A 26,151-nucleotide genomic window follows, 5' to 3' on the forward strand; every position below is an offset into this window, starting at 1 on the left:
TGGGCAAATTAGTGTAGGTTGGAAGAATCAGCGCTCGAGAGGAACCAAGCATGCGCCTACAAGAGTACTCGGCGAACGGATCGCCGGTCGCGGCTGCGAGGCATAAGCCTGGCGCCGAGCCGGCGGCCGCGACGTGCGAGTGGTTGAGCCTGGGGGAACTTGCGCATGGGTCGGAGCGGATTGGCGGGGCGGTGGTGCGGTCGGCGCACGCGCGCAAGATACTCAAAACCATTTCGCGCTTGAGTCCGTACAAGTCAACGGTCCTGATTCAGGGCGAATCGGGAACCGGCAAGGAGTTGGTCGCGCGAGCGTTGCATACGCTGGGTGCGGTGCCAAGCGGCCCGTTCGTGACCTTCAACTGCTCCAACCTGGTCGAGTCGCTGGCAGAGTCGCAGCTTTTCGGTCATGTGCGCGGCGCTTTCACCGATGCGCGCGAGGATTCACTCGGCTATTTCCGCTCCGCCAACGGCGGAACTCTGTTTCTGGACGAAGTCGGCGAGCTGCCGCTGCGCCTGCAGCCCAAGTTGCTGCGCGCGCTCGATACCCACGAGATTCAGCCGGTCGGTTCGTCACGCACCTACTCGGTTGATATTCGGCTGGTCGCGGCAAGCAATCGCGACCTGCACGCGATGGTGAAGGCAGGCCAATTCCGCGACGACCTCTACTACCGCCTTAACGCGGCGGCAATCCTGGTTGCGCCGCTGCGCCAGCGGCGCGAGGCAATCCCGGCCTTCGTCGCCCATTTTATCGAGCACTTCAACCGCCTGTTCGGCAAGGACGTAAAGCTCGTTTCGCGGATCGCCGTGGACGCGCTGTGCGCAAATGACTGGCCCGGTAATGTCCGCGAGCTCGGCCATGCAATCGAGAGCGCGGTTCTGATGACCGAAAACGATCGTATCGATCTCGACGACCTGCCTTTGCGCCACGACGATTCGAATGGGGAAGCGCTGGACAAGCCGGTCGAGGCGGCGGTGCAAAACGGCGGGCTCAATCTCGAGGGCGGGCCCGATGGCGCCGGGATTGACTGCGCGAACGCGTCGAAGCGATGCTTCGAAATGGCGGGCTGGCCCTACTCGCTCGACGCGGTAATCCGCGAGGCCTCGAAGCTCGCGCTGATTCGCGCGCTGCAGGCGACCGAGGGCAATTGCCATCGCGCGGCCGAGATGCTGGGCGTATCGCGCTACACGGTTTACCGGATGCTGAACCGGTTTGGCCTGGGCGAAGGACGCACCTACAGGACGCTGCGCAAGTCGATCGTCCGCCACGCGTCTTGAATCTCGCCTGGATGCTGGCGCCGTGGCCAGCGTAACCGGGCAGAGCTTCCGGGATTTCGAAATCATTTGCGTTGACGACGGCTTGACCGATCGAATCCGCGCAATCGTTGCAACGCAGCAAGCCGCTTGTTCGCTAGCGGGCGGCGCGCGAGCGGCCGCTGAGCGCCCGCGCCACGGCGTCCGGCAGCAAAGTCCTGGCGAACCGCAGGTAATTCTTGATTCGTAATGGATCGAAGCGGATTGCGCGCGCGAATGCGCGGCGTGCCAGCGTCCGATCGCCATCGCGGAGCGCGTGAAGCCCGATATAGCCGAGGATGCTGCGCGGCGCGCGACGACGGGCGAGCACGTGGTGATGCGCCGACACGCCGTAGCGCTCGCGCACCATCCGCTCGAAGATTGCGCCCGCCTCCTCCTGCCCTCCGCCGGGCTTGAGCGGCTCCGGGAACAGCGCGAAGCGCCATACCGCGAGCGGCTCCGCCAGATGGTGAAAGTTTCCGTATTCGCGCGCGCGGAGCCAAAGGTAAACGTCCTCGAACGCGATCAGATCCTCCGGGAATCCGCCCGCAAGCTCGAACACGCTTCGGCGCATCACGACTCCACTGGGCAGGATGGGCCACAACCGCTCGAGCATCTCGCCTACGGTTGGCGCGTGACTCGCGCCGGCCAGCGCGGCCATCTGCTCCCGCCCGGTGCTGTCGGCCAGGGCAAGATCCGTGTAAACGAGGCCGCAATCGGGGTCGCAGTCAAGCGTCTGGACCGTGCGCTCGAGCATCGCGGGCAGCCACCAATCGTCGGCGTCGAGGAACGCCAGGTACTCGCCCGACGATGCGCGCACGCCGGTGTTGCGGGCCGCGGAGGGCCCGCGCTTTGGCTCCTCGAGAATCTTTACCCGCCCGGCGAATCGCGCGAGAACCTCGCGGCTGGAATCGATCGACCCATTATCGATCGCGATGATCTCGAAATCGGTGAAGGTCTGCGCGAGCACGCTCTCGATCGCGCCCGCCACCGTAGAGGCGCCATTGTAAACCGGGATGATTACCGAAACCCGCGGCATCCGGCACACCCAATAGGCGGGCTACGCGACCGCCGAACGGCCGGCGCCGGCGCCGTGACGGGTGGGGCCGATTGCGGCGCGCGGGTGCTTCCACGCCGAGAGATCGCGCCCGGTCATCCGCTCCAGCGCCTCGACCTCGGGCCGAAAATGCTCGCGCATCCGCGCTTCGGTCTCAGGGTCGAGACTCGGGAAAGCCTGGCCGCCGCCGAAGCATAAGCGCCATACTCCGGCGCGCTCGAGCGCGCTTAACGCGCGATGCCATCGATGCGTCCGCATCCAGTCGCGGGCGTTGCGCGCACTCTGCGCGAGGCGCCGGCTTCTCGGCGCGTGCGTGACCGCATTGACGCGCTCGGAGGCTCCGACCGTCGCGGCAACCTTGAACGGCGCGATCCCGATGAAGCCGCAGATGCGATCGAGGTAGCCCTGCGGGTCGGCTTCGAGATCGTCGTAGATGCATACCAGCACATGCTCGGCGCCGAACATGCGCTGCCACTGTGCCAGATGATGCGCATAGCGGCTCGACTCGCGGATGATGGGGTTGCGCGCGACGGTCTCCTCGAAGCCCACCCGCGTCCACGCATCGCGGCGCATCACCCGGTACGACGAGTACGCGCGCTCGGTTGGGTCGCGAAACGAACAGATGATCCGGCATTCCGGGACGTGCTGCGCTATCCGCTCGCGCGCCTCGGCCGAGCCGAAATAGTTGGGATCGATCTCTCCAACCGGCAGGCCGCAGCGGCAGTTACGGAAGTAATCGAGGTACCAGTCGATCCCCCTGTCGTAATGGCGAACGAAGAAGTCGGTCTCCTTGGCGCCTTCGGGAAGGCCAACGTGGCCGCGCAGCGCTTGGTCGAGCCAGGTGGTGCCCGTGCGCTGCGGTCCGACCGCGATGAAGTCCGGAAGCCGCGCGGTGCGCGTGGCGCTCATGACGGGTCTCGAAGCGCACGCCGCGCAGCGGGCTCGGCCACTACATCCGCTTTTCCTATTTGAATCTCCAATTGCAACTCCCGGATACGCCCGACGCGCTCGGCTGCGCCGCGCGCCCCCCGGGCGTCCCTTGGCGTCGCCGTGCGGCTCCCGGCGGAAATCGCGTCGGGATGGGACTGCCGTCCTGCGAGGCGGTGGGCCTGCAGCGGCCGATAGTTCGTCACACTAATCACGCGCGTTTCCGCGAACAAATCGCATTTTCGTAAACCGCAAGATAACGCCCGGCGACGCGGGGCCAATCGTACTCGGCGCGCACGGTGGCGAGTCCGCGTTGTCCCATCTGGTTGCACTCGTCGGGGTGCGTGACCATCCAGCGCATCGCGGCGGCGAACTCCGGAGCCTCATTACGCTCCACCAGAAGACCTTCTTCTCCATCATGCACGACTTCCGGCACGCCTCCGCTGCGAGTGGCGATTACCGGTCGCCCGCACGCCATCGATTCCAGGAACACCAGGCCGAGGCCCTCTGGCCGGCGGCTCGCCATGACGAAGAATTGCGCGCCCTTGTACAGCTCCCAGAGCGTGGCGCGCGGGACAGCTCCGGTTAGTTCCACCCGTTTGTCGATTCCCAGCTCGCTCGCCAGTGCTGTCAGGCGCGCGCGATCAGCCCCCTCCCCCGCGATAACCAGGTCAAGCTCCGGGTGCGACGAGCAAATCGCGGCGAAGGCCTCGATCACCACATCCAGCGCCTTGGATGAAAGATCAAGCCGCGACGCCGTCAGTATGTATGGGCGCGCGCGGCGAAAGGGCACACTTTGCGCCGCTCGGGCGCAATCCACTCCGCCGCGGATGACTTGCGCGCTGGCGATCGGCGGGTAAAACCTCGCCAGGCCGTTGCGCACCGATTCGGTCAGCACGCACAGGACGGTCGCCCCCGTGAGCGCTTTGAGCGCAGCCGGATAGGACCAATCGCCGCCATAACAATCCTGAAGAGTCTGCACCAGCGGCACGCACGCGAGTCTGGCCCCATCGGCAATCGCGGCTAATTTGTTCCACTGATTCACGTGCGAATTCACTACGTCGGGCCGCACGCGCCGGAGCAGCTCGGCCAATTCATGCCCGCGCCGCAATCGCAAAAGCCGCTCTGGATGGCGCAATGACGGCCGCTTGGTTGCGGGTATCCGCAAGCTGTGAACCGGCAGCCGGCTCAACGGCTCGCGCTCCGCTCCGGCAACGCCATAGTGGGTGCAGGCCACCTCGACGTGATGCCCTGCCAGCAGCATCTCGCTCGCGAGGTTATCCACGAACTCGGCAATTCCGCCGATGAAACGAAACTGCGTGCACAGAAGGAGGATTCGCATGGCATCAGGCTGCGCGCCCCGACCTCGCTAATCCGTGGAATCGTATCAGAGCGTGGTGACGGCGCAACCTCATGAGCGATGAAATCGGGCAGTCTCGGTTGACGGCCGCTATTTGAAGATTGGGTCGTGAAGATCGTCAAGGCTGGTCGCGCCCGCAACAGACCTCGCTGCCTTGCGCTCATCGCTGTGGCCGGCTGGTGGCGCGCACGGTTTCTTCCATGCGGAAAGATCGATCATAAGCAATTCCTCGAGCGCCTCGACTTCGGGGAGGTAAAGCTCGCGCAGGCGCTCCTCCTGCTTGGGCGTCAGCCGGCCGAACGGCTCGCCGCGGCCGTGGCAGAAATCCCATACGCCGCAGCGGTCCAGAAAATTTATCGCGCCGTATGCCTGGCGGAGCTTGAACCAGTACATCAAGCGCGTCGCGCGGCGCGCGAGTCTGCGATTTTTTGGCGCGCGCTCGAACGAATGCACGTCGTCACCGATTTCGGGCCGCTCGGAAAGTACAATCCGCCCGATGCCCATGAAATCGGTCACCCGATCAAGATACGACTGCGGCTGCGCGCGCAAGTCATCATACATCGTGATAAGTACGTTCTCGCGGCCGAAGGTCTCGAACCATTTGCTCAGGTAGAACGCGTAGCGGTTGCCGCCGCCCAGACTGGGCCGGGCTTTGAGCGCCTCTTCGAACGATCCGCGCGCCCACGCAAAGTGAATCAGCATCTTGTAAACCGAAAACGAGTGCTCGACCGGATCGCGCAGCGTGGTGATTACGCGACAGTTCGGAATGTACGTCTTGATGCGATCGGACGCGAGCGGATGGAACAGGTAGGGACAGACCTCGACGATCGGCCGCTCGCCGGTTGCGTAGCGAAAATGGCGCGCGTACCAGTCGATGCCCTTGTCGTAGTAATGGCTGAAAAACTGGGTCTCCTTGACCCCGTAGGGCAGATCGACGTGGCCTTCGAGGACGCGATGCAACCATGTAGTGCCGGTGCGACCGGGACCGGCGCCGATGATCGAAGGGAGCCGGCGTTTGATGCTTGCGCTCATCCGTTGGCTAATCGCTGCGGCCGGCGCGCCGGGGGAGTTTCGATGGTGCGCGCAGAGCGCGGTTTCTTCCACGCGGAGAGATCGACCATCAGCAATTCCTCGAGCGCTTCCACCTCGGGCATGAAGCGCGCGCGCAGGCGCTCGTCCTGCTCGGGGGTAAGGCCCGGAAATAGCTCGCCGCGTCCGTGGCAGAAATCCCATACGCCCGCGCGTTCGAGCAGGTTGACGAGGCGATATGCCTGATGGCCCTTGAGCCAGAACATGAACTTGGTCGCTTTGCGCGCGAGTTTGCGGTTCTTGGGCGCACGAGCAAAAGAATTCACCTCGCCACTGAGAGCGGGGCGCGGCGAGAGCACCACTCGCTCGGCACTCATAAAGTCGCAAACCCGATTCACATAGGTCTGCGGATCCGCGCGCAATCCATCGTATATCGTGACCAGGACGTTCTCACGGCCGAAACTCTCGAACCATGTCTTGAGATGCGCGGCGTAGCGGTTTGCGCCGCCCAGATCCGGCACCGCTTTGAGGACCTCGTCGAAGGTTCCGCGAGCCGTCCGTCGTCCGTTATGACTCCGGAGCTTGTACGTAGAATAGATTCGATCGACCGGATCGCGCAGCGTCACGACGATCCTGCAGTTGGGGATGTGGGTCTTGATGCGTTCGCACGCCAGCGGATGGAAAAAGTACGGGCTGATTTCGGCAACTGTGCGATCGCCGGTCGCGTAGCGAAAATGACGCGCGTACCAGTCGATACCCTTGTCGTAGAACGTGTTGAAGAACTGGGTCTCCTTGACCCCAAAGGGCATGTCCACCGCGTCGCGCAGCGCATTGTAAAGCCAGGTCGAACCGGTGCGCGTCGGCCCGATTGCGATAACCTCGGGCAGAATCAGTTTCCTCGCTCCGCTCAAGTGAGTTGGCCTGGTAATTGAATCTTGTTGATGGCCTGGATCTGCTTGCCCGGGCGCTCTGATGCGACTGGACCCTTGCCATATTTCCACGCGGACAGATCGCGGCCGATGAGTGCCTCGAACTCCTCGACCTCGGGCCGGTACAGTTCGCGGATGCGCGCTTCGACCTCGGGTGCCAGCGGTTCATACGGCCGGCCGCCTTCGTACACGAAACGGCCCAGCGCACTTTTACGCAGCCACCTGGCCGTCCGATGCATCCGGCGCGAATTCATCCAGGTAGTGATGTTGCGCGCGGTACGCACCAGCCGGCGGCTCGGCGGCGCGGTCTCGACCGTATGCACGCGCTCGAAAGCGCGCGCCGGCGGAATCACGATTTGATCGATCCCGACAAAGGCGGTTACCCGGTCGACGAACGCTTGCGCGTCGGCCTCGAGGTCATCAAGCAGACCGACCAGCACGTGGTCAGCGCTAAATTGGCGCTGCCATCTGGCGAGATGAAACCCGTAGCGGTTCTGTTCGCGGGTTTCGCGATGCTTCGCCGCCGCTTCTTCGAATGAAAGCTTGGTCCACGCGTTGCGGCGCAGCAGCCGGTAGAACGAGTAGGCGCGACTTACCGGATCGCGGAACGTGCAGATGATGCGGCATTCGGGGAGGTGGCGCGCGATTCGCTCGGGAGCCTGGGGCGACGCGAAATAGGTCGCGCACACCTCGGCGATTTTCATCGCGGGCGGACAATGGCGAAAGTAGTCGGCGTACCAGTCGATTCCCTTGTCGTAGTGCTTGGAAAAAAAGTCGGTCTCCTTTTTCTCCAGCGGCAATCCCACGTGGCCCTTCAAGACCTCGTACAGCCAGGTGGTGGCGGTTCGCGGCGGTCCGACCGCGATGAAGTCGGGGAGCCTTGAGGGGCGTGCTCTTTGTATTGCGGGCGATATACGGTTCAAGGATTGTGGCCTGACGATGGTATTTCCGGACGTGCCCCGGCACCGGCATCGCGGCGATCCCGGTCAAGATAACATCGCCAATATTTCATATCAATGAGGGCGTCGGCGCCAGCGCACGCCGGCGAGCGGGAATCGCCGCGCAGGATGCGCTCGGACAGCGGTGTTGCGATGCTCACAGTTGACTGAGTGACAGTTTCTAACCCGCCAGCAAATCGGTAATAATTGACCTCGACGATCCAGACTGATACTTCGAAGGGATCTGGAAAATGCATGGAGATGCGCCGGCGGCGGCCCTGATCCGAACCTGCCGGACTACCGGCGCGACGGTTTCGAATGGATGAAGAAATATAGATGCGTACGCAGGCCGAAAGTTCAAAGTTTTACGAACCGATCGTACCGTCGGACCAGATTCAGTATCGCGAATACAAACTGCTGCTGAAGCCGGAGCGGTTTCCCGACGAGAAGGCATTTCACAAGTTCTGGAAGTTAGCGCATCACGCGGCCAAATCACTCGGTATCAAGCTGGGCAAGATCGACGAATCGGTCAAGCCGCATCAGCGCGAAGTGGTGTTCTACGACACGCCGCACTTCAAGCTCTACAATCACGGCTTCATCCTGAGAAAACGCACCTTCTATCATCATGGTCTGCCCGATGCGAAGCACGAGCTGGTGATCAAATTTCGGCATCCGGAAAAGAAAACGGCGCTGGCGGTGGATCCGCGTCCACTGCTGCCATGCGCGTACACGCTGAAGTTCAAGGAGGAAATCCTCCTGCCCAAGGATGGCGCGCTGGGGATGCGGCTGGTGTATTCGCACAACTGCGAGCTCGACACACCCAACATCATATTGACGCAACGATTCGAAACGACCGCGGAAGCATTTCCGGCGCTCAAGAAGATCGACGCCAATCCGAAGGCGGCGCTGAGCGTAGTCAACGGCGTATCGATCCAGGAATACCAGGTCGATCTCGGGATGCTGGACTTCGGGCACAAGCTCGAGGCGAAGGCGACGCTGGCGGTATGGCGGGTGCGCACGACCAACACGCCAATCGTGGCCGAGTTCGGCTACCAGTTGAAGTTCGATAGTCCCGAAGCGGTGCGGCGCAAGCAGCGCGAGCTTTCCGAATTCTTCTACACGGCCCTGCAGTCGCGGGCCTCAGACTGGGTGCAGCGTGGAACAACCAAAACCGCCCTCATCTACGGATACGGAAACACCAGCCTCAAGCACGACGAATGAACCCGATCTTCATCCGAGCCTGCTAACGCTCTTCCGAATCTTCCTGCTCGCAGGCGGGCTCAGCTTCGGCGGCGGCGCGGTCGCCTATCTGCGCGAGTACCTGGTGCGGGAAGAAGGATGGCTGGACGACGAGGGATTTCTCGGCGCGATGGAGATCAGCGAGACGCTGCCGGGGCTCAACGCCGTCAACATGGCGATCATCATGGGCGACAATCTGCGCGGGCTGGCGGGCGCGGCGGTGTCGGTCATCGGGATGCTGCTGCCGGGGGGAATCGTCGTGATGGTGCTGGGGATACTGTATCAATCGAACCACAGCAATCCCGACGTCAAGCGTTTCCTGCTGGGGATCGCGGCCGCGGCGGTTGGTTTGCTGTCGGCGGTGACGTTGCAGATCGGGCGGCGCCAATTTCGCCAGCTTCCGGATATCGCGATCATCTTGGTGACGTTTCTGGCGGTCAGCTTCATTAAATTGCCGCTGTTCGTGGTGCTGCTGGGTCTCGGGCCGATATCGGTCTGGCTGTACCGGCCGACGGTCTCAAAACCGCGCGCGGCGGACGAGCATTTGCCGTTTCATCGCGGCCCGCGCCATCACCTGTTTCGTCATTAACCATTGAGAACGAAAGCCGCATGACGCGATTGATACATCTGTTCCTGGTTTTCGCGCTGCTGTCGGTGCTGGCGGTCGGCGGCGGCACGGCGGTGCTGCCCGAGATGCAGCACATGACGGTGCATACGTTTCACTGGCTGAGCGACGCGCAGTTCCGCAACATCTACAGCCTCGGCCAGGTTGCGCCGGGACCAAACATGTTGATGGTACTGGTGATCGGCTATCAGCTGGCGGGATGGGCCGGGATGGTGGTGGTGGGAATCGGATTTTTCCTGCCCGACTGCGTGATTACGCTGTTCGTCAATCGATGGTGGGTGCATCTGGGCGGGTGGCCGTGGCGCACGTCGATTCAGCGCGGGCTTGCGCCGGTCGCGATTGGCCTGATGACGTCGGGAACCTTTGCGATCGCGAGGCTCTCGATCGTGAACGTGCAGACGCTGGCGATCGCAATTGCGGTGTTCGGGATTTTGCTCTGGCGCCACGTCAATCCGGGCGTGCTGGTGCTGGTGGGAGGCGCAGTTTACATCTTGTGGAGATAGGCCGCGGGAATCGACGCCCGCGTGCGAGAGAAAAGAAAACGCCGGCAGGAGCGGATGCTCCTGCCGGCGTCGTACAATCCGGATCATAAGGCGACTGGCCTGGCGGCCGCTTACTACATGTGTCCGGTTTCCGCCATCTTCACCAACGCCTCGGTGGTGAAGAACGCTTTATCCACCGCACCCATGTTGATGTACCAGCATTCACGCTCTTGCGTCTCGTGGCCGGGCAGGTAGCACATCGTTGCCTGGCCGGTCTGCACATCGGTGGAGCAGGAGCCGACGACGAATTCGCGCTTGAAAGGATAGATGGCGATTTTCGCGTCGGGCACCGGACGATCGCGATACGCGAGCCAGAAGGTGTTGTTGCGGAACAGCTGGCCGCTGCGATCGTAGGTATCGACGTACGGCTCGAACCACATTTCGGAATCCATGTAGATGACCGTCTTGGAATCGAGCGCCGAAGCGTTAACGCTGTTGCGCGGCTCGGCGCTCACAATGTACATGTGGCGCATCTGCCAACGCTCGGGGCATGCGCTGCCGCCGCCGTCGGTCTCGCATCGCCTTTCCGGTGAATACTCGGCGTCAACCGTCGCCAGCATTTGCTTCTCGCCGAGGAACTTATAGTTGTACTCTTCGATCTTGGCATTGAAACCCGAATAGCGATCGGGGTCAAAGGTCTGCGCGTCGGTCGCGGTCGAATTCATCGCCTCGTTGAGACGGCGCAGGCGCCGCGTGCCGGGCTCCCAGGTCCAGGTGTCGTCGCCATGAGCCGGTTCGCCGTACCGATAACGCAGCAGGCTGCTGCCACGCTGGTTCTCGGGCGCGAGTTCGGGACCGAGCAGGAACAACCACAGGCGGTTGGTAAGCTTGAAGTCGGGATCGACCGGCATCGGCTCGACCTCGGTTCGGCCGACGAGGTCATAACCGGCATAGTGCCCGGTCTGGTAGTACCAGATTGCAAAGTAAGGCTTGTTGCGGCCGGAGTAAACCGTGTCGCAATCGTAATATCGCAGGTCGTAGTCGTCATTGCTGATCGGACGCCACATGGCGTTCCAGACGACCTTGCTTGCGACGTAGGGATCGTTGGCGTCGATCATCGGGAAGGGCTGTCCGGCGACATAGCCAATGACGGTGCGATGATCCTTCGACAGCTGTACCTGCGACGAATATTTTTCGGTCGCGTCCGTGTACGGAGGCGGCCAATCGATGCGCTCGGTGGGGACGATTTTCATCGTCATCCCGCGCTGCACTTTGTAAAACACGCCTGGCGAAACAAGATCCTTCACCTTCGACGCGTTGTCCGGAGTGATGAAGTCGCCTGGCTTCACCTGCGCGGACGCGGGCGATACGCCGACAATAAGGGCGAGCGCAAACGCGCTGACGATCGTGGCGAAGTGCGTCGCTCTGTGGGTAATTTCGATCATGGCCGTTCCTCCGATTTGGTCTCTGCGCCAGGGAGCGCTATAAGCCAAGCTCATATTGGAGACGCACAGACCGTGCCAGAGCTAATCGCTCGAAATTTCCAATAGACATCATTAAAGCCCATTACGTCTCTGGCGCACTCTGACACATAGTGCTTCCGTTTGCGTCATCGCCGTTGTGGCGATGCGTCTAGCGGAGACCTAAATCAGAAGGCTGACGCCGGCGATTTGGGGGCCGCAGGCAGCGCAGGCATCTACCCACCGTCCACAGGCTTATGCACCGGGCTTGCATTTCCTGCGTATCAGGCTAGACTGCGGTTAGCACTCAGGCATCGCGAGTGCCAATTGACAAAACCCGGACAGTAATTAACTTTCCGACGGCTGGAATCGTCCAGCCAAGCAACACTTTTCGCAAGCTAAGGAGGCTGCTGGTCCCCAATGAAAATCAAGCCACTGGGCGATCGAATTCTCGTCAAGCGTATCAAGGAAGAGGAGCGGACCAAGGGTGGAATAATCATCCCGGACACCGCCAAGGAAAAGCCCCAGGAGGGCAAGGTTGTCGCCGTCGGCAAGGGCAAATATGGCGACGACGGCAAGCTCATCCCGATCGAGGTCAGGGCGGGGGACAAGATCCTGTTCGGCAAATACTCGGGCAGCGAGTTCAAGCACGAGGGCGAAGATCTGCTGATCCTGCGCGAGGACGACATCCTGGGAATCATCGAGTAGGCATTTGGGCCTGCTCGCAAGCGAATCCCAATCTGATCCGATGAAACCTTCAATCATAGGAGAGGCAAAAGAACCATGCCTGCAAAGATAGTTCGTTTCGGACAAGAATCGCGCGAGAAGATCCTCAAAGGGGTCAATGTTCTCGCCGATGCCGTCACTGTGACGCTCGGTCCCAAGGGCCGAAACGTCGTGTTGGAGAAGAGCTTCGGCGCTCCGACGGTGACCAAGGACGGGGTGACAGTCGCCAAGGAAATCGAGCTCGAAGACAAGTTCGAGAACATGGGCGCGCAGATGGTCAAAGAGGTCGCGTCGAAGACCTCCGACGTGGCGGGCGACGGCACCACCACGGCGACCGTGCTGGCGCGGCAGATCTTCACCGAGGGGATCAAGATGGTCGCCGCGGGGCACGATCCGATGTCGCTCAAGCGCGGGATCAATCGCGCGGTCGAGGCTATCACCGCCGAGCTCAAGAACCTGTCCAAGCCGACCAAGGATCGCAAGGAAATCGCGCAAGTCGGCACCATCTCGGCCAACAACGACTCGACCATCGGCGACATCATTGCCGAGGCGATGGAGAAGGTCGGCAAGGAAGGCGTCATCACGGTTGAAGAGGCGCGCGGACTGGAGACCCAGCTCGAAGTGGTCGAGGGGATGCAGTTCGACCGCGGCTACCTGTCGCCGTACTTCGTGACCGATCCGGAGCGGATGGAAGCGAAGCTCGAGGACGTGTTCATCCTGATCCACGAGAAGAAGATTTCGTCGATGAAGGATTTGCTTCCGATCCTCGAGACGATTGCCAAGAGCGGCAAGCCGTTCCTGATTATCGCCGAGGATATCGAAGGCGAGGCGCTGGCGACGCTGGTGGTGAACAAGATTCGCGGCACGCTGTCGTGCGTCGCGGTCAAGGCGCCGGGCTTCGGCGATCGGCGCAAGGCGATGCTCGAAGACATCGCGGTTCTGACCGGCGGGCGCGCCATTTCCGAGGAGCTCGGGCTCAAGCTCGAGAACATCACGCTGACCGACCTCGGCCGCGCCAAGCGCCTGGTGGTTGACAAGGACAACTGCACGATCATCGACGGCGCAGGCAAGAAGGCCGACATCGAGGGCCGGATCAAGCAGATTCGCGCGCAGATCGAAGAGACCACCTCGGACTACGATCGCGAGAAGCTGCAGGAACGGCTGGCCAAGCTGGTCGGCGGAGTGGCCGTGATTCGGGTCGGCGCCGCGACCGAAGTCGAGATGAAGGAAAAGAAGGCCCGGGTCGAGGACGCGCTGCATGCAACCCGCGCCGCAGTCGAAGAGGGCGTGGTCCCGGGCGGCGGCGTCGCGCTGATTCGCGCCTCGAGCGTGCTCGATAACATGCGCGCCAGCGAGGCCGAAAAAGTCGGCATCGCGATCATCAAGAAGGCGATCGAAGGCCCGGCTTGGTGGATCGCATCCAACGCCGGATGGGAAGGCTCGGTCGTGGTCGATAAGATCAAGAACAACAAGGGGCCGTTTGGATTCAACGCGGCCAGCGAGGAGTTCGAAGATCTGATGAAGGCCGGAATCATCGACCCGACCAAGGTCGTTCGCAGCGCGCTGCAAAATGCGGCGTCGGTGGCGAGCCTGCTACTGACGACCGAGTGCATGGTGGCGGAGAAGCCCGATGAAAAAGGTGCGGGCTCAGGCGGCGGAATGCCGGGCGGAATGCCTCCGGGCGGCATGATGTAATCGAGAACTCAATTGCGCGCGCCAGGTCAATGCCTGGCGACATGGTTAGCATCAGCGGCGGGGCCATCGAGGCTCCGCCGCTGTTTTTTGGCAGGGGGGGGGCCAGCCCCTGCCCCGGGGGGGGCCGGTGAGCTGCAAAACGCTACAAACCCACACGTAAACGTTCTAGACCGCGCTTGAGTGATGTCACTAGGGTGCAACAAATCGCTCGCGTGCAACGACGATCAAAGATTCGAACCGTACTGTGGGCGGACTGGATGGCCTGGAAATAGTCAATGAACCGGCCCCGAATAAGCCGCGGCCGGTCGGTTGGCAAATCGGGGGTCGCGTTTGTTCGAAGCTCACATTTCTTGGCCCCGACCTTGCTAAATCGTTAACGGGTCGCCGCTGTGAACGCCTTGGGGACTGGGCTGGCGCAGTGCTTGCCGAAGAGGAGCCGCTGATGGCAGTTCGAGCGCTCATTGCGCACAGCTCAGGAACCACGCGCGACATCATGCGCAGTCATTTCGAGTGCGGCGGATGCCAGGTGGTGGCGGAAACCGAGACGGTCGCGCAGACAATCGACATTTTTCGCACAACGCGTCCAGACGTGATCGCGCTCGACATCGGGCTGCGCGGTGCGAAGGGGATCGACGGGTTACAGCTGTTCAGGACGATTCGCCGCGAGTCGCCTGCGGCGTCGATCGTGATCGTCACCGCGTCGCAGTCACCCGACGACCATCGAATCTATCGGCGCGAGGGAGCGCTCGAATGCATCGCGGAGCCGTTCGGCAATTTCGGCCTGGCGCGGGTGTGGCGCCGGCTGTTGGATGTTTATCCCGAGCTCAGACGCACGGACCGGGCCGCCTCCGGGCACTGATTCGCCAGCCCACCGTCAGTCTGATTTTCGCACCATCAAGCGTTCAATTGAGACGGGCTGTCCGGGGACGCAATTGACCCACAGCACCCATCCGGAATTCTCGCTGGAATAGAGCGGCGCCGGCGTTCCGCAATAAAAGGCGCGGGTCGAGCCCTGCGATACGTCGCCTAAGACGTGCACGTGGCCGAGCGCCACGTAGTCGTAGCGCGAGCGTTCGATTTCCGCCGGCGTGATCGGCGACGATCGTTCAATCTCGCCTTCCTCCATGAAAAATCCGTGCGCCAGCGCGATGTTCCAGAGTCCTTCCTCCCGCTCGGGCACGCCGCCGAGCGGCCGGTAGTCCGGCGTATGCTCGACTATCGCGCGGCCCCATACCCGAGCCGCAAGCTCGGGAAAATCGATTGCTCTGCCCTCGGGCTCGAGAATCAGGTGCAGATTTTCCGGGATGGCGCCGGGCGCGAGGCCCGCATAGATCGATCGCTCGTCGTGCGCGTCATGATTGCCGGGAATCATCACGACCGGCATCTGAGCCCGTCCGATCGTTGCCATCGCGAAGGCGAGGCCTTCTTCGCTGACGCGCGCCGAATCGAACAGATCGCCGACTATCAGCAGCATGTCGGCGTTGCGGTCGTTGGCGATGTCGATGACCCGGGCAAATGCGTTGCGCACTACGGCGCGCAAATACGCGCCGCGCTCGCCTGACCCGAACGTATCGCTTTCCAGATGAACGTCGGAAGTGTGAACGATCCTGAGTGGATGATGCGGATGCGGCTTAGCTGGCAAAACTGCTTCCTTCGATGCGCCGATCGGGTCGCGGTCGCTCGGTTCCGGTCGATGATAACATGCGGTAGAGTCAGAATTACCAGGGGTCGAGCGCCCATTCTATCGCTCGAGCCGAAAGGCCGCGAGGCGCACCAGCGTATCGCAGGGGGTTTTCTCACTTGATCGTCGTAATGAAAGCGCACGCCAGCGAAGCGGAAATTCAGGCGGTGGTCAGGATGGTCGAGGATCTCGACTACAACGCTCACATTATCCGCGGCGTCGAGCGCACGGTTGTCGCATGCGTGGGCGACGAGCGTGGCGAGAAGCATCAACTGACGCATCTGGAATCGGTAGCCGGGGTGGAGCGCGTGATGCCGGTGGTGAGGTCGTTCAAGCTGGCGTCGCGCGAGGTGCGGCCCGAAGGCTCGCGAATCAAGGTCGGCAACGCTGAAATCGGAGGCCCGCGAATCACGGTGATCGCGGGACCGTGCGCGGTCGAGAGCGAGGCGCAAATCGAGGCCGCGGCCGACGCGGTCAAAGCCGCGGGCGCTCATGCTCTGCGCGGGGGAGCGTTCAAGCCGCGGACGTCGCCGTACTCGTTTCAGGGAATGGAAGACGAGGGGCTGGTGTTGCTCGAACACGCCGGGCGGCGCGTGGGATTGCCGGTGGTGACCGAAATTATGGATCCGCACGACATCGAGCTGGTCGCCGAGCATTCCGACATGCTGCAAGTCGGGGCGCGCAACGCGCAGAATTTCTCGCTGCTGCGCCGGCTCGGGAGAATCAACAAGCCGGTGCTGCTCAAGCGCGGCATGTCGATGAAGCTCGAAGAGTTCATGATGGCGGCGGAATATATTCTGTCGGAGGGCAATCCCAACGTCGTGCTGTGCGAGCGCGGGATTCGCACCTTCGAGACCGCGACCCGCAACACGCTCGATCTAAACGCGGTGCCGCTGCTCAAGGAGTGGACGCATCTGCCGGTGCTGGTCGATCCGAGCCACGGGACGGGAATCTACTCGCTGGTGGCGCCGATGGCGCTGGCTGCGATCGCGGCCGGCGCCGACGGATTGCTGATCGAGGTGCATCCGCATCCCGAGAGCGCGCTGTCGGACGGCCCGCAGCAGTTGAAGCCGTCGCGGTTTGCCGACCTGATGAAGGCGCTCAAGCCGCTGGCCGAGGCGGTGGGAAGAACGCTGTAAATTTCGCTTTCGCCGGGGGCATTGAAAACTCACGCGGTCATGAGATTTTCTTGTCGTCCTTGTAGGTTTCCTCCCAATTCTTGAAGCCGTTGGGGTCCCATCGCTTCCACACACCCTCGCGCTTGCCGTTCTTGTACATTCCGGTCGCGGATATTTTGCCGCTGGTGTACCAGCCGACGTGCTCGCCCTCCTGCACGCCGTCCTGGTAGTGATCGATCGACTGCTTCTGTCCGTTGTCGTACCACATGGTCCATTCGCCGGTCTGCTTGCCGTCATGATATTCGCCCTGGATCATCTTTGACCCGTCGTCGTGGTAGAGCACGTAGGGTCCTTCTTTGACCTCCTGGCCGCCCACGGTCTTCACGCACGCGGTCTCAGAGCCTTTGGGCGGCGCCTCTCCTACCGGTCGGGTTCCGGGCGGGCATGACGGCACGGTTTTGCAGGCGAAGAGGGTCGTGGCGAGGATTATGAGTGCGATTTTGGCGTTCATTTTGAGGATCAAGTTGGGCTAGAAAAAGGCGATTTATACCATATGTTGCGGTCTAGTGATCGGTGGGCCACCAAGGCTAGCTTTGTTCCGCCAAAATTAATATCTCGTGCGACCGGGGCTCGCCTGACGACTGCAGACGAGCGAGTGCGCGCGGAATGTGTGCGATGAGCGAAGTGCATAAGTGATCATTTAGCACGTCGAGGGAGAAATGATGAGGCTGAAAAGTTCACCCGCGGCGGCGGCAGTACATTGTTGAGGCCGCGCTCCGTTGTCGCGCGCGACCACTGCCAATGGCTTAATACTGCGCTGCCGTCGCCACGGCCAGGGGCTGCGGCCCCTGCACCCGCAGTGAGAAGACGCGAAAATCTGCGCAGCGCATCTTTTCGCGACTATGCGATGGAAGGGGTGACCCCTGGCCGTTGCGACGGCAGCGCAGTGTTTGGCCGTAGCGACGGGTACGGGGCGTTCGCGACGCTCGCTCGGCGTGTGACGGGGTCACCGCGCCGGAGCGGAAGGGGCGGAAGCTGAGTTGACTGTCCGCCATTTGTCGGTCGCGCGGCAGTCTGTTAACTGAATGTCGATGAATCTCCGACACGCCGCCGCGCTGATGCTGCTCGTGCTCGCTATATCGATGGCCGGTTGCGGCAGTAGCAGCCATTCATCGCCGTGCAGGCGATCGAGTCCGGGAATAATAGTCACGTGCCAACACTCCAGTGTGGTGGGCGCAACTTCATTACCGGATAGTCCATACGGGCCGCGACAATAGAACCTTCGCCACGCCGGCGCTGTTTGCGGCCATCATTGCGGGCGCGGCGCGAAACCGCACGCGCACAAAGGGCATCGCGGCGAGAACCTTTTACATGCCGCCGTGTCTGACGCCTCCTGAATCGTGCGCTGAAATCTCCCTCGCCCAGAGGCAGAATCCTGAATCGCGCGCGCCCGTTGGCACGGGAGGCCAGTATTAAGAAAGGAAAACAGGGCGCGCTCTATAAGGACCCTCACCTTCATCCTCTCCCTAACAGGGCGAGGAAGGAACCGGGATTCTTCGCTGCGCAGACTCCGCTCTAGAATGACAGAAAAGGAAGGGACGCCGGGACCGGGATTCTTCCCCTTCGGCTTCGCTCAGGGCTTCGGCTCAATCACAGCAACTTTCGCTCAGAATGACTCCTATGGCCGCTAACTTTTTTTGTGTCATTCTAGAGCGCAGCGAAGAATCTCGCGCGCCAGCGCGTATCGCTTCAGCACCAACATCCGGTTATGCAACGTGGGCGGCGTCGGGCGTCGCACCTCTCCCTAACCCTCTCCTTGGACAAGGAGAGGGTTAGGGAAGAACAAGGAGAGCGTGCGTGATCCCGCTTAGTTCGAGCCGGTCGAGCCCAGCAGGTTGCCGCCCAGGGTCGCGTTGCCGACCCTCACGTCGCCGAGCACGTTGATCATCGCCGGCTTGCCCGACTTGAACGCGCGCTCGAGCGCCGGAATGATCTGGTCGGCGGTCTCGACCTGCTCGCCATGGCATCCCATCTCGGCGAAGATTTTGTCGTAGCGAATGTTCGGCAGCATGTTGAACGGATCGGTGTTGCCCGCGAGCCCCGGCATCTGGTCGAAATTCGGGCCCCATGAGCTGTTGTTCCACAGCACCGTGATGACCGGCAGCTTGTAGCGCGCGGCGGTCTCCATGTCCCAGCCGCCGATTCCCAGTCCGCCGTCTCCGCTGATGACGACTATCTGCTGTCCGGGCCGCGCGAGCTGCGCGCCGATGCCCATTCCGACGCCGTGACCGACGGGCGCAAGCGGGCCCGCGTCAACGACCTGGCCCATGAAGCGGCAGGTGAACGCGCGGCTCATCCATCCCGAGAGGGTGAAACTGTCGATGACGGTGGTCGCGTTTTTGTCGAGCACGGTGATCAGGTCTTCGCACAGCCGCGCCGGATGAATCGGCTGATTTTTGGAGACCTTGGCGTTTTGTTCCTTGATCTGATTGTCGAAGCGCTGGCGCGTTTCCCAGACCTGCTTGACCCAGGGCGACGCCTTGTTCTTCGAGAAGTCGAGCTTGAGTTCCTTGATCCGCTTGATCATCTGTTGCAGCACGAGCTTTGGATCGCCGACCATCGGCAGATCCGCGTTCACCTGCCATCCGATTCGCGTCGGCGTGGGATCGACCTGGATGTACTTGGCCTTGTCGGTCCAGGTCGGCGGCTGCCCGAAATGCTCGCCGCTCCAGAAACGGAAGCCGATTGCGAGCACCACGTCGGCGCCGCCGGTGAACGGCTTCTTGAACGGGCCGCGAATCGCCAGCGGATGCTCTTCCGAGACCGCGCCCTGGCCGGCGCGGCGCGCGTAGATCGGGATGCTGGTCAGCTCGACGAACTCGCGCATCTCAGGCCCCGCCTGCGACCAGAACAATCCGTCGCCGCCGGCAATCAGCGGGCGCTCGGCCGCCAGCAGCATCTCGAGCGCGCGATCGATCTTGGCCGGATCGCCCGCGGAGCGGACGTCATCGACGGTAAACTCGCGCGCGCCCTTGCGCTGCCCCGACTCTTCTTCGTGGTGATAGAGAATGTTCTGCGGAATCTCGAACAAGGCGACGCCCTGCGGCGGCGAAATCGCTTCGCGGAAAGCGGAGCGCAGATCGAACTGAATCGTGGACCAGTCGGTCACGCGCTTGGTGAATTTGGAGAAACTGTCAACGACTTCGGAACCGTAGGCCTCCTGGAACGAGCCGAGATGGTCTTCGGTGTTGGGATGCTGTCCGGAGATGCAAACCACGGCGCTGTTGGTCAATCCCGCGACGCACAGCCCCGTCACCGCGTTGGTCAGGCCGCATCCCGCGGTGACCATGCATACGCCCACCTGTCCGGAGGTGCGGGCGTAGGCGTCGGCCGCATAGGCGGTGGCCTGCTCGTGGCGCATGTGGATGAGCTTGATGTCGTGGTTGCGCAACTGGCCGAGGATCGGAAACAAATGACCGCCGTTGATTGCAAAACAATACTTCACACGGTTCTCGCGCATCACGCGCGCGACTAATTCGCCGCCGTCAGCTTTCGCCATTACTGGACTCCTTCTGTCTGTGAAAATTCTCCCGCTGGTTCCGAATCCTTGCACATTTACGGCGTCGCCGAAAAGCGCGCGCGCATTGGTGACGGTTCAAGCGCAGGATTGCGCCAATGAACGGCGCATCGAGAGGGTTGATCGCCGCCGCCAAGCCTGTCAGTTTTGAGCATCGTTCGGCGGAGCCGGCTTGCGCGGGTCCGAGCACTTGGGTTGCGGGTGGTGGAGTGGCGGAAGAGCAGCCGAATGCCAATAGGCGAAGGTTAATCCCAGGATTCCACGATGCGGCGCGTTCTCGCCTCACTCATCATAATTACGGCGTTGGTTGCTGCGCGATCGACGGCGCATGCCTTCTCGCTGATAGACCCCGGCACCTGGAACTGGCCGCAGTACGACTGGAACTCGTTCAATATCAAGGATCCCAACTCGTGGCCGTTCATCCCGGTGCCCGAAGTTGCCACCGATCCCAACGGCGGAGTCACTTACGGCGTTCTGCCGGTATGGCTGTTCACCGACGACAAGAACCAGATCAGCAGCATCCTGGCCCCCGATATCAACGCCAACAGCACGCTTGGACCGGGTGGGAACTTTCGCTACCTGGGCTATCCGTCGGCGGACACGCAATGGTACACGGTCGCGGGCGCGGAGGAGATCATCGCGCGCAAGGTCGATCTCGATTACCAGACCGGGCGCGAGCATAAGCACTGGTGGTCGTTCGAAGGGCGCTTCTATTTCGAGCGCGATCCGACCGAGCGCTTCTTTGGAACGGGCAACAACTCTCGCTGGGGCAACCAGACCAACTACACGACCGAGCAGCTTTATGGCGAGGCGACATTCGGCTTGAACCTTACCGAGAAGCTGCAGGTGTCACTGATGGAGCGTCCGCGCTACGTGCGAATCCTGGCCGGTGGCTTCACCTCGCTGCCGGACATTCACACCCTGTTTCCGAAGCAGAAAGGCCTCAACGGGGGCACCGAAGTTCTCTCGCAGGCGATGATCCAATACGACTCGCGAGACTCGGTGGATATCCCGCGCTCGGGCACGCTGGGGCGGCTCTATTACGGTAATGCGGATCGCAGATTCGGCAGCTCGGTTTCGTACAACCGCTTCGGCGGGGAAGTGCGTCAGTACTATTCCGTCGGCGATCGCATCACCTTTGCCGGTCATATTTTCAACGAGTACGAGCCGGCGGGTAACGAGATGCCATTTTGGTCGCAGGCGCGCCTGGGCGGCCAGGAAAGCTTGCTCACCGATCAGGAAACGCTGCGCGGTTACGGCGCCGGCCGCTTCATCGATAACAATCTGTTCGTGATGAACGTCGAGATGCGCACTCGGGTGTGGGAGAAAAACATCTTCGGCACCCACGGGGAACTCGAAGTGGCGCCATTCGCCGAAGCGGGACGCGTCAGCCATGATATGGGCTACGACCCATTCTCGGATATGCACCCGGTGGGCGGAATCGGATTTCGCGGCATCGCGGAACCGTTCGTGGTCGGGTTCGTTGACGTCGGATGGGGCGGCGAAGGCGCCGCCATCTTTTCCGGCATCAACTATCCGTTCTAGTCGCGCGCCGATCGTTTTCTCCGGCATTCGAGGGTTGTTGCACAGTAGCGCGACTCGCTTCGCGCGCAAATCACGATTCGGCTTCGCTTCAGATGCGGCTTTCCGAACTAGACTACGACTTGCCCGAAGAATTGATCGCGCAGGCGCCGCTTGCGCGCCGCGACGAAGCGCGCCTGCTGGTGCTCGATCGCAAATCCAAATCGGTCGAGCATTCCCGCTTTTACAAACTCGTCCGTCATCTGCGCGAAGGAGACCTGCTCGTACTCAACGACACCCGCGTGCTGCCGGCCCGACTGTTCGCGCAGAAGGAATCGGGCGGCCGCGTCGAGTTGCTGATGGTGCGGCCGGCCGGCCCACTTGAAGGTCCCGCCGGCGCATGGATCGCGCTGATACGGACGCATCGCGTGCTCAAGGACAACGCGCGGCTGGTCTTGAGCGACGGTCATGCGCTGAGAATCGCCGGCTATGCGCGGCCGGGCCGCCCAATCGTCGTGGCCGAGGGCGAAAGCGGAGTTTCGATCGAACAGATACTCGAGCGCGCCGGCACGCTCGCGCTGCCGCACTATATTCATCGCAGCGCCGGTCCCGCCGATATCGACGACTACCAGACGGTGTATGCCGCGCGGCCCGGCGCGATCGCGGCGCCCACCGCGGGGCTGCATTTCACCGCCGAGGCGTTCAAGGCGCTGGCCGATGCGGGCATCCGCACCGCCACGGTGACGCTGCATATCGGTCCCGGCACTTTCGCTCCGGTGCGCGCGGTCGAGGTCGAGAGTCACACGATGGAGTCCGAGTGGTACACGATTACGCCCGCGACCCAGGCTGCCATCGAACATGCGCGGCGAATCGGCGGGCGCATAATTGCGGTTGGCACCAGCTCGACGCGCGCGCTCGAGTCGTGGGCGATCACCGGCGACGTCGAGGGTTTCACCGGGCTCTTTATTCATCCGGGCTTTCGCTTCAAGCTGACTGACGCGATGCTGACGAATTTCCATATGCCCCGAACCACGGTGCTCGCGCTGGCGATGGCGTTTGCGGGGCGCGATCATATTCTTGGGGCGTACCGCGAAGCGATTCGCCATCGCTACCGCTTTCTCAGCTACGGCGACGCGATGTTGATTCTGTGATGAGCGGGCCAATCGAATTCAGGGTTACGGCGGTGGACGGCGACGCGCGCACCGGGCGGATCGTAACCCCTCACGGCGCGGTCGCGACGCCGGCCTTCATGCCGGTCGGCACGCGCGGCGCGGTCAAGGCGATGGCGCCCGACGAGTTGCGGTCGATGGGCTACACGATGGTGCTCGCCAACGCGTACCATCTGGCGATTCGCCCGGGCGCCGGGTTGATCGGCGAGCTGGGCGGTGTAGCGCGCTTCATGGGATTTCCCGGCGCGGTGCTGACCGATTCGGGCGGGTTCCAGGCGATGAGCCTGGCGAAGATCAGTTCGATCAATGAAGAAGGCATCCGTTTTCGATCTCATCTCGACGGCGCGTCTTTGATGCTCACGCCCGAAAGCGCGATCGAGATTCAGCAACAGCTCGGCGCGGACATCATGATGGCGCTCGACGAGTGCACGCCTTACCCTGCCGAGCATCGTCGCGCGCTCATGTCGCTCGAGCTCACGGCGCGATGGGCCGAGCGCAGCCTGGCGGCGCGAATCAGCACCACGCAGGCGCTATTCGGAATTATCCAGGGCAGCATTTTCGCAGATCTGCGCAAGACCAGTGCGTCGCAGATCACCTCGATTGGGTTCGACGGATACGCGGCGGGCGGACTTTCGGTGGGCGAACCGAAGGCCGCGATGCTGGAAATGGCGGCGCTGTCGGCGTCGATGATGCCGGCGGGCAAGCCGCGCTACCTGATGGGGGTGGGTACGCCGGCGGATTTGCTCGCGGCGATCGCGATGGGCTTCGACCTGTTCGACTGCGTGCTGCCCACGCGAAACGCGCGCAACGGGTGCGCCTTCACCAGCCAGGGGCGCATCTCGATCAAGCAGGCCGCGCATGCGCGCGACTCGATGCCGCTGGATCCGGCCTGCGAGTGCCGCCCGTGCCGGACCCATTCACGCGCCTACCTGCGTCATCTATATTTGTCCGGCGAGATACTCGCGGCGCGTGCGCTGACGGAGCATAATCTTCACTTCTATGCGAGCTTGATGCGCGATTGCCGCGATGCTATCGCATCGGGGAATTTCAAAGCGTATGCGATGGATGCATCGGCCGGCTGGGACAACGACAGCGCCGCCGAACCGGTTGAAGAATCTTTTTAGGAGACTTGCAAGCCCGATCGGTCGAAGTTTTTTTTTCAGGAGACTTGAAATCTTGAACAGTAGTAGTCGCGATCGTCTTAAGGACGTGATCTGATGTTGTTTGAAGGCACCGCATGGGCGCAGGCCGCCGCAGGTCAAGCTGCCAGTCCCTCGTTTTTCGAGCAGTTGATGACGGGTCCGGGGCCGATCATGGCGCTGGTCGTCGCGGTCATGTACTTCCTGGTCTTCCGGCCGCAGAACAAGAAGGCGCAGGAGCTGGGGAAGATGCTGGCCGCGCTCAAGCGCAACGACGAGGTCGTGACGACCGGCGGAATTATCGGGCGGATTCATGAGGCCGGCGACAAAGTGATCACGCTCGAAGTTGCGCCCAACGTCAGATTGCGGGTCGAGCGATCGCAAATCGCGTCGATGTCGAGTCACAAGGCGCCGGCCAAGAAAGACGACAAGTAGGGGCTTTATCATAGTGGAACAGACTCAAAGTTTCGGACCGATCCTGATTCTGCTCGTGCTGGTCGTGTCGTTTCTTTACATGCATTTCACCAACGGCAGCGGGCTCACGCGCATCTACCTGGCCGGCGCCATCGTGGCGGCGGCGATACTTATTCTGCTGCCGAGCCTCAATATCGATCTGCCCGATTGGTTCAAGGCCGGGTTCGGCTCGACCAAAATCCAGCTCGGCCTCGACCTGCAGGGCGGGACGCATCTGCTGATGGCCGTGAAGCTGGACGAGGCGGTGCAAACCCAGTTGCGCCGCCGCGGCGATGATCTGAAGCAGGAGCTCAAGGCCAACAAAATAGATTTCGCAGACGTCTCGGTCAGCGCGGCCGGCAATATGACCGTCAAGCTGAAGTCGAGCGCCGATCGCACGCCGTTCCTCGACCTGGTGCAGAAGTCGTTTTCGGATCTGACCGCAGTGAGCAACAGCGATTCGTCCAGCGCCGGTCCGTCATATTCGCTCGCCTACAAGGCGCGCGAGTTGCAGACGATTCGGTCCAACGCGATGGACCAGGCGCTGGAAACGATTCGCAATCGAATCGACCAGCTCGGGGTGCGCGAAACCACCGTCGCCAAAGAGGGCGACAACGAAATTTTAGTGCAACTGCCCGGAATCCAGGACCCCGAGCGCGCCAAGGAACTGATCGGCAAGACGGCGGTGCTCGAATTCAAACTGGTTGACGACTCGAAAAACGTGCAGGACGCGATCAAGGACGGGCCGCCCCCCGGCGACGAAATCCTCTATGGCACCTCGGAGCGCGGCGGCAGGGAGCCGTACCTGGTCGAGTCCCCGGTGCTGATGACCGGCGACGTCGTTACCGACGCGCGCGTGCGTCCCGGCGCGCGGCTGGAAGGTCCGTACGTGGCGGTCGAGCTCGACGCGCGCGGCGCGGGCATCTTCGATGCGATGACGGCGGAGAACGTCGGGCGGCGTCTGGCGATCGTGCTGGATAACACGGTTTACTCGGCGCCGGTAATCAAGGAACGAATTCCCGGCGGTCACGTCCAGATCACCGGACGCTTCTCGATGGACGAGGCGCACGATCTCGCGATCGTATTGCGCTCGGGCGCGCTGCCGGCGTCGGTCGAAATCGAAGAGGAGCGCACGGTGGGCCCGTCGCTCGGCCGCGATTCGATTCGCCAGGGCGAGATGTCGTTCGTGATCGGCGCGGGCGCCGTGCTGATCTTCATGGCCGTGTACTACAGCGGCGCGGGTCTGCTGGCGGATTTCGGGCTGTCGCTCAATATCCTGCTGCTGATCTGCGTGATGGCGGCGCTGGGCGCGACGCTGACGTTGCCGGGCATCGCCGGCATCGTGCTGACGCTGGGCATGTCGGTCGACGCCAACGTGCTGGTGAACGAACGAATGCGCGAAGAGTTGCGCGCGGGCAAATCGCCGCGCGAGGCGGTCAAGCTCGGCTACGATCGCGCATGGTCGGCGATTCGCGACTCGAATATCTCGACGTTTGCGGCGGGGCTGATCCTTTTCCAATTCGGAACGGGACCGGTCAAAGGCTTCGCCGTCACCCTGTGCGTAGGAGTGCTGACCGGACTATTTTCCTGTATTGTGGTTACGCGCGCGTGGTACGACTACCGGATTTCGATTCGGAAGCTCGCCAGGATTAGTGTTTAATGATTGTTAATAATGCTAAAAGATGCTAAGTGAATTTTGACGACTGCGCTCGGCTGGGACTGTGGGGAAATTTTCAG

23 protein-coding genes are annotated in these 26,151 nt (G+C 62.1%); 13 read left to right on the top strand and 10 right to left on the bottom strand.

Annotated elements, in window-relative coordinates; translation table 11 throughout:
* Window positions 1-50 precede the first annotated feature (50 nt).
* Window positions 51-1,274: a sigma-54 dependent transcriptional regulator gene (locus VIO10_RS10890; RefSeq protein ID WP_331963648.1), complete on the top strand. Its 1,224-nt coding sequence runs from the start codon at window positions 51-53 to the stop codon at window positions 1,272-1,274.
* 133 nt (window positions 1,275-1,407) lie between these two features.
* Here VIO10_RS10890 and VIO10_RS10895 read toward each other — a convergent pair whose 3' ends face one another.
* The 6 genes from VIO10_RS10895 to VIO10_RS10920 form a co-directional block, all read right to left on the bottom strand.
* Window positions 1,408-2,328, bottom strand: coding sequence for a glycosyltransferase (locus tag VIO10_RS10895; RefSeq protein WP_331963651.1), 921 nt, complete (start codon window positions 2,326-2,328; stop codon window positions 1,408-1,410).
* Between the two features lie 21 nt (window positions 2,329-2,349).
* Window positions 2,350-3,255, bottom strand: a complete 906-nt coding sequence (locus tag VIO10_RS10900) for a sulfotransferase (RefSeq protein ID WP_331963654.1) — start codon at window positions 3,253-3,255, stop codon at window positions 2,350-2,352.
* A 229-nt stretch (window positions 3,256-3,484) separates the two neighbouring features.
* Window positions 3,485-4,615, bottom strand: a complete 1,131-nt coding sequence (locus tag VIO10_RS10905; protein WP_331963657.1) for a glycosyltransferase family 4 protein — start codon at window positions 4,613-4,615, stop codon at window positions 3,485-3,487.
* A 108-nt stretch (window positions 4,616-4,723) separates the two neighbouring features.
* Window positions 4,724-5,665, bottom strand: coding sequence for a sulfotransferase (locus tag VIO10_RS10910; protein WP_331963660.1), 942 nt, complete (start codon window positions 5,663-5,665; stop codon window positions 4,724-4,726).
* A complete protein-coding gene (locus VIO10_RS10915) occupies window positions 5,662-6,573 on the bottom strand; it encodes a sulfotransferase domain-containing protein (RefSeq protein ID WP_331963663.1) in 912 nt (303 codons plus the stop codon). The genes VIO10_RS10910 and VIO10_RS10915 overlap by 4 nt, the downstream gene beginning before the upstream one ends.
* Window positions 6,570-7,514 (bottom strand): sulfotransferase, encoded by a 945-nt coding sequence (locus VIO10_RS10920; RefSeq protein WP_331963666.1) that lies wholly within the window; start codon window positions 7,512-7,514, stop codon window positions 6,570-6,572. Before VIO10_RS10920 ends, VIO10_RS10915 begins: the two co-directional genes overlap by 4 nt.
* Window positions 7,515-7,865: 351 nt before the next feature.
* Here VIO10_RS10920 and VIO10_RS10925 point away from each other — a divergent pair, with 351 nt between their 5' ends.
* The 3 genes from VIO10_RS10925 to VIO10_RS10935 are packed head-to-tail and all read left to right on the top strand — an operon-like array spanning window position 7,866 to window position 9,896.
* Window positions 7,866-8,750 (top strand): hypothetical protein, encoded by an 885-nt coding sequence (locus tag VIO10_RS10925; RefSeq protein ID WP_331963669.1) that lies wholly within the window; start codon window positions 7,866-7,868, stop codon window positions 8,748-8,750.
* Window positions 8,686-9,357 carry a chromate transporter gene (locus VIO10_RS10930; protein WP_331963672.1) on the top strand — a complete coding sequence of 224 codons (672 nt, stop codon included), beginning with the start codon at window positions 8,686-8,688 and terminating at the stop codon, window positions 9,355-9,357. The genes VIO10_RS10925 and VIO10_RS10930 overlap by 65 nt, the downstream gene beginning before the upstream one ends.
* A 20-nt stretch (window positions 9,358-9,377) precedes the next feature.
* A complete protein-coding gene (locus VIO10_RS10935; protein ID WP_331963675.1) occupies window positions 9,378-9,896 on the top strand; it encodes a chromate transporter in 519 nt (172 codons plus the stop codon).
* 113 nt (window positions 9,897-10,009) lie between these two features.
* Here the strand turns inward: VIO10_RS10935 and VIO10_RS10940 are convergent, their stop codons facing one another.
* Window positions 10,010-11,320, bottom strand: a complete 1,311-nt coding sequence (locus tag VIO10_RS10940) for a DUF1329 domain-containing protein (RefSeq protein ID WP_331963678.1) — start codon at window positions 11,318-11,320, stop codon at window positions 10,010-10,012.
* Between the two features lie 435 nt (window positions 11,321-11,755).
* On the opposite strand from VIO10_RS10940, the gene groES reads away from it, so the two are divergent.
* From groES to VIO10_RS10955, 3 genes are all read left to right on the top strand, one after another.
* Window positions 11,756-12,043 (top strand): co-chaperone GroES, encoded by a 288-nt coding sequence (gene groES, locus VIO10_RS10945; protein WP_324096028.1) that lies wholly within the window; start codon window positions 11,756-11,758, stop codon window positions 12,041-12,043.
* 75 nt (window positions 12,044-12,118) lie between these two features.
* A complete protein-coding gene (groL, locus tag VIO10_RS10950; RefSeq protein WP_331963688.1) occupies window positions 12,119-13,756 on the top strand; it encodes a chaperonin GroEL in 1,638 nt (545 codons plus the stop codon).
* A 442-nt stretch (window positions 13,757-14,198) separates the two neighbouring features.
* Window positions 14,199-14,615, top strand: coding sequence for a response regulator (locus VIO10_RS10955; RefSeq protein WP_331963691.1), 417 nt, complete (start codon window positions 14,199-14,201; stop codon window positions 14,613-14,615).
* Between the two features lie 15 nt (window positions 14,616-14,630).
* On the opposite strand, the gene VIO10_RS10960 is transcribed toward VIO10_RS10955, so the two are convergent.
* Window positions 14,631-15,398 (bottom strand): DNA repair exonuclease, encoded by a 768-nt coding sequence (locus VIO10_RS10960; protein WP_331963694.1) that lies wholly within the window; start codon window positions 15,396-15,398, stop codon window positions 14,631-14,633.
* 158 nt (window positions 15,399-15,556) lie between these two features.
* Between VIO10_RS10960 and aroF the strand changes: the two genes are divergently transcribed.
* A complete protein-coding gene (aroF, locus tag VIO10_RS10965; protein WP_349259246.1) occupies window positions 15,557-16,576 on the top strand; it encodes a 3-deoxy-7-phosphoheptulonate synthase in 1,020 nt (339 codons plus the stop codon).
* A 37-nt stretch (window positions 16,577-16,613) separates the two neighbouring features.
* On the opposite strand, the gene VIO10_RS10970 is transcribed toward aroF, so the two are convergent.
* Window positions 16,614-17,066, bottom strand: a complete 453-nt coding sequence (locus VIO10_RS10970) for a toxin-antitoxin system YwqK family antitoxin (protein WP_331963700.1) — start codon at window positions 17,064-17,066, stop codon at window positions 16,614-16,616.
* 1,356 nt (window positions 17,067-18,422) lie between these two features.
* Entirely contained in the window at window positions 18,423-20,114 is a 1,692-nt protein-coding gene (locus VIO10_RS10975; protein ID WP_331963703.1) for a thiamine pyrophosphate-binding protein, read from the bottom strand.
* Between the two features lie 282 nt (window positions 20,115-20,396).
* Between VIO10_RS10975 and VIO10_RS10980 the strand changes: the two genes are divergently transcribed.
* The 5 genes from VIO10_RS10980 (at window position 20,397) to secD (ending at window position 26,074) form a co-directional block, all read left to right on the top strand.
* Window positions 20,397-21,677 (top strand): BamA/TamA family outer membrane protein, encoded by a 1,281-nt coding sequence (locus VIO10_RS10980; protein ID WP_331963706.1) that lies wholly within the window; start codon window positions 20,397-20,399, stop codon window positions 21,675-21,677.
* A gap of 92 nt (window positions 21,678-21,769) precedes the next feature.
* Window positions 21,770-22,804: a tRNA preQ1(34) S-adenosylmethionine ribosyltransferase-isomerase QueA gene (queA, locus tag VIO10_RS10985; RefSeq protein WP_331963709.1), complete on the top strand. Its 1,035-nt coding sequence runs from the start codon at window positions 21,770-21,772 to the stop codon at window positions 22,802-22,804.
* A complete protein-coding gene (gene tgt / locus VIO10_RS10990) occupies window positions 22,804-23,946 on the top strand; it encodes a tRNA guanosine(34) transglycosylase Tgt (protein ID WP_331963712.1) in 1,143 nt (380 codons plus the stop codon). Before queA ends, tgt begins: the two co-directional genes overlap by 1 nt.
* A gap of 93 nt (window positions 23,947-24,039) precedes the next feature.
* The gene (yajC, locus tag VIO10_RS10995) at window positions 24,040-24,396 is read left to right on the top strand and encodes a preprotein translocase subunit YajC (RefSeq protein WP_331963715.1); all 357 of its coding nucleotides are present in this window, start codon (window positions 24,040-24,042) and stop codon (window positions 24,394-24,396) included.
* A 13-nt stretch (window positions 24,397-24,409) separates the two neighbouring features.
* Window positions 24,410-26,074, top strand: a complete 1,665-nt coding sequence (secD, locus tag VIO10_RS11000; protein ID WP_331963718.1) for a protein translocase subunit SecD — start codon at window positions 24,410-24,412, stop codon at window positions 26,072-26,074.
* Window positions 26,075-26,151 lie beyond the last annotated feature (77 nt).

Origin of the sequence: Candidatus Binatus sp., assembly GCF_036567905.1 — a bacterium.
Lineage (GTDB): Bacteria > Desulfobacterota > Binatia > Binatales > Binataceae > Binatus.

What these genes read in the sequence shown, in the direction of transcription:
- VIO10_RS10890 (WP_331963648.1), top strand. Translation starts at nt 51, where the DNA reads ATGCGCCTACAAGAGTACTCGGCGAACGGATCGCCGGTCGCGGCTGCG.
- VIO10_RS10895 (WP_331963651.1), bottom strand. Translation starts at nt 2,328, where the DNA reads ATGCCGCGGGTTTCGGTAATCATCCCGGTTTACAATGGCGCCTCTACG.
- VIO10_RS10900 (WP_331963654.1), bottom strand. Translation starts at nt 3,255, where the DNA reads ATGAGCGCCACGCGCACCGCGCGGCTTCCGGACTTCATCGCGGTCGGA.
- VIO10_RS10905 (WP_331963657.1), bottom strand. Translation starts at nt 4,615, where the DNA reads ATGCGAATCCTCCTTCTGTGCACGCAGTTTCGTTTCATCGGCGGAATT.
- VIO10_RS10910 (WP_331963660.1), bottom strand. Translation starts at nt 5,665, where the DNA reads ATGAGCGCAAGCATCAAACGCCGGCTCCCTTCGATCATCGGCGCCGGT.
- VIO10_RS10925 (WP_331963669.1), top strand. Translation starts at nt 7,866, where the DNA reads ATGCGTACGCAGGCCGAAAGTTCAAAGTTTTACGAACCGATCGTACCG.
- VIO10_RS10935 (WP_331963675.1), top strand. Translation starts at nt 9,378, where the DNA reads ATGACGCGATTGATACATCTGTTCCTGGTTTTCGCGCTGCTGTCGGTG.
- VIO10_RS10940 (WP_331963678.1), bottom strand. Translation starts at nt 11,320, where the DNA reads ATGATCGAAATTACCCACAGAGCGACGCACTTCGCCACGATCGTCAGC.
- groES (WP_324096028.1), top strand. Translation starts at nt 11,756, where the DNA reads ATGAAAATCAAGCCACTGGGCGATCGAATTCTCGTCAAGCGTATCAAG.
- groL (WP_331963688.1), top strand. Translation starts at nt 12,119, where the DNA reads ATGCCTGCAAAGATAGTTCGTTTCGGACAAGAATCGCGCGAGAAGATC.
- VIO10_RS10955 (WP_331963691.1), top strand. Translation starts at nt 14,199, where the DNA reads ATGGCAGTTCGAGCGCTCATTGCGCACAGCTCAGGAACCACGCGCGAC.
- VIO10_RS10970 (WP_331963700.1), bottom strand. Translation starts at nt 17,066, where the DNA reads ATGAACGCCAAAATCGCACTCATAATCCTCGCCACGACCCTCTTCGCC.
- VIO10_RS10975 (WP_331963703.1), bottom strand. Translation starts at nt 20,114, where the DNA reads ATGGCGAAAGCTGACGGCGGCGAATTAGTCGCGCGCGTGATGCGCGAG.
- VIO10_RS10980 (WP_331963706.1), top strand. Translation starts at nt 20,397, where the DNA reads ATGCGGCGCGTTCTCGCCTCACTCATCATAATTACGGCGTTGGTTGCT.
- queA (WP_331963709.1), top strand. Translation starts at nt 21,770, where the DNA reads ATGCGGCTTTCCGAACTAGACTACGACTTGCCCGAAGAATTGATCGCG.
- tgt (WP_331963712.1), top strand. Translation starts at nt 22,804, where the DNA reads ATGAGCGGGCCAATCGAATTCAGGGTTACGGCGGTGGACGGCGACGCG.
- yajC (WP_331963715.1), top strand. Translation starts at nt 24,040, where the DNA reads ATGTTGTTTGAAGGCACCGCATGGGCGCAGGCCGCCGCAGGTCAAGCT.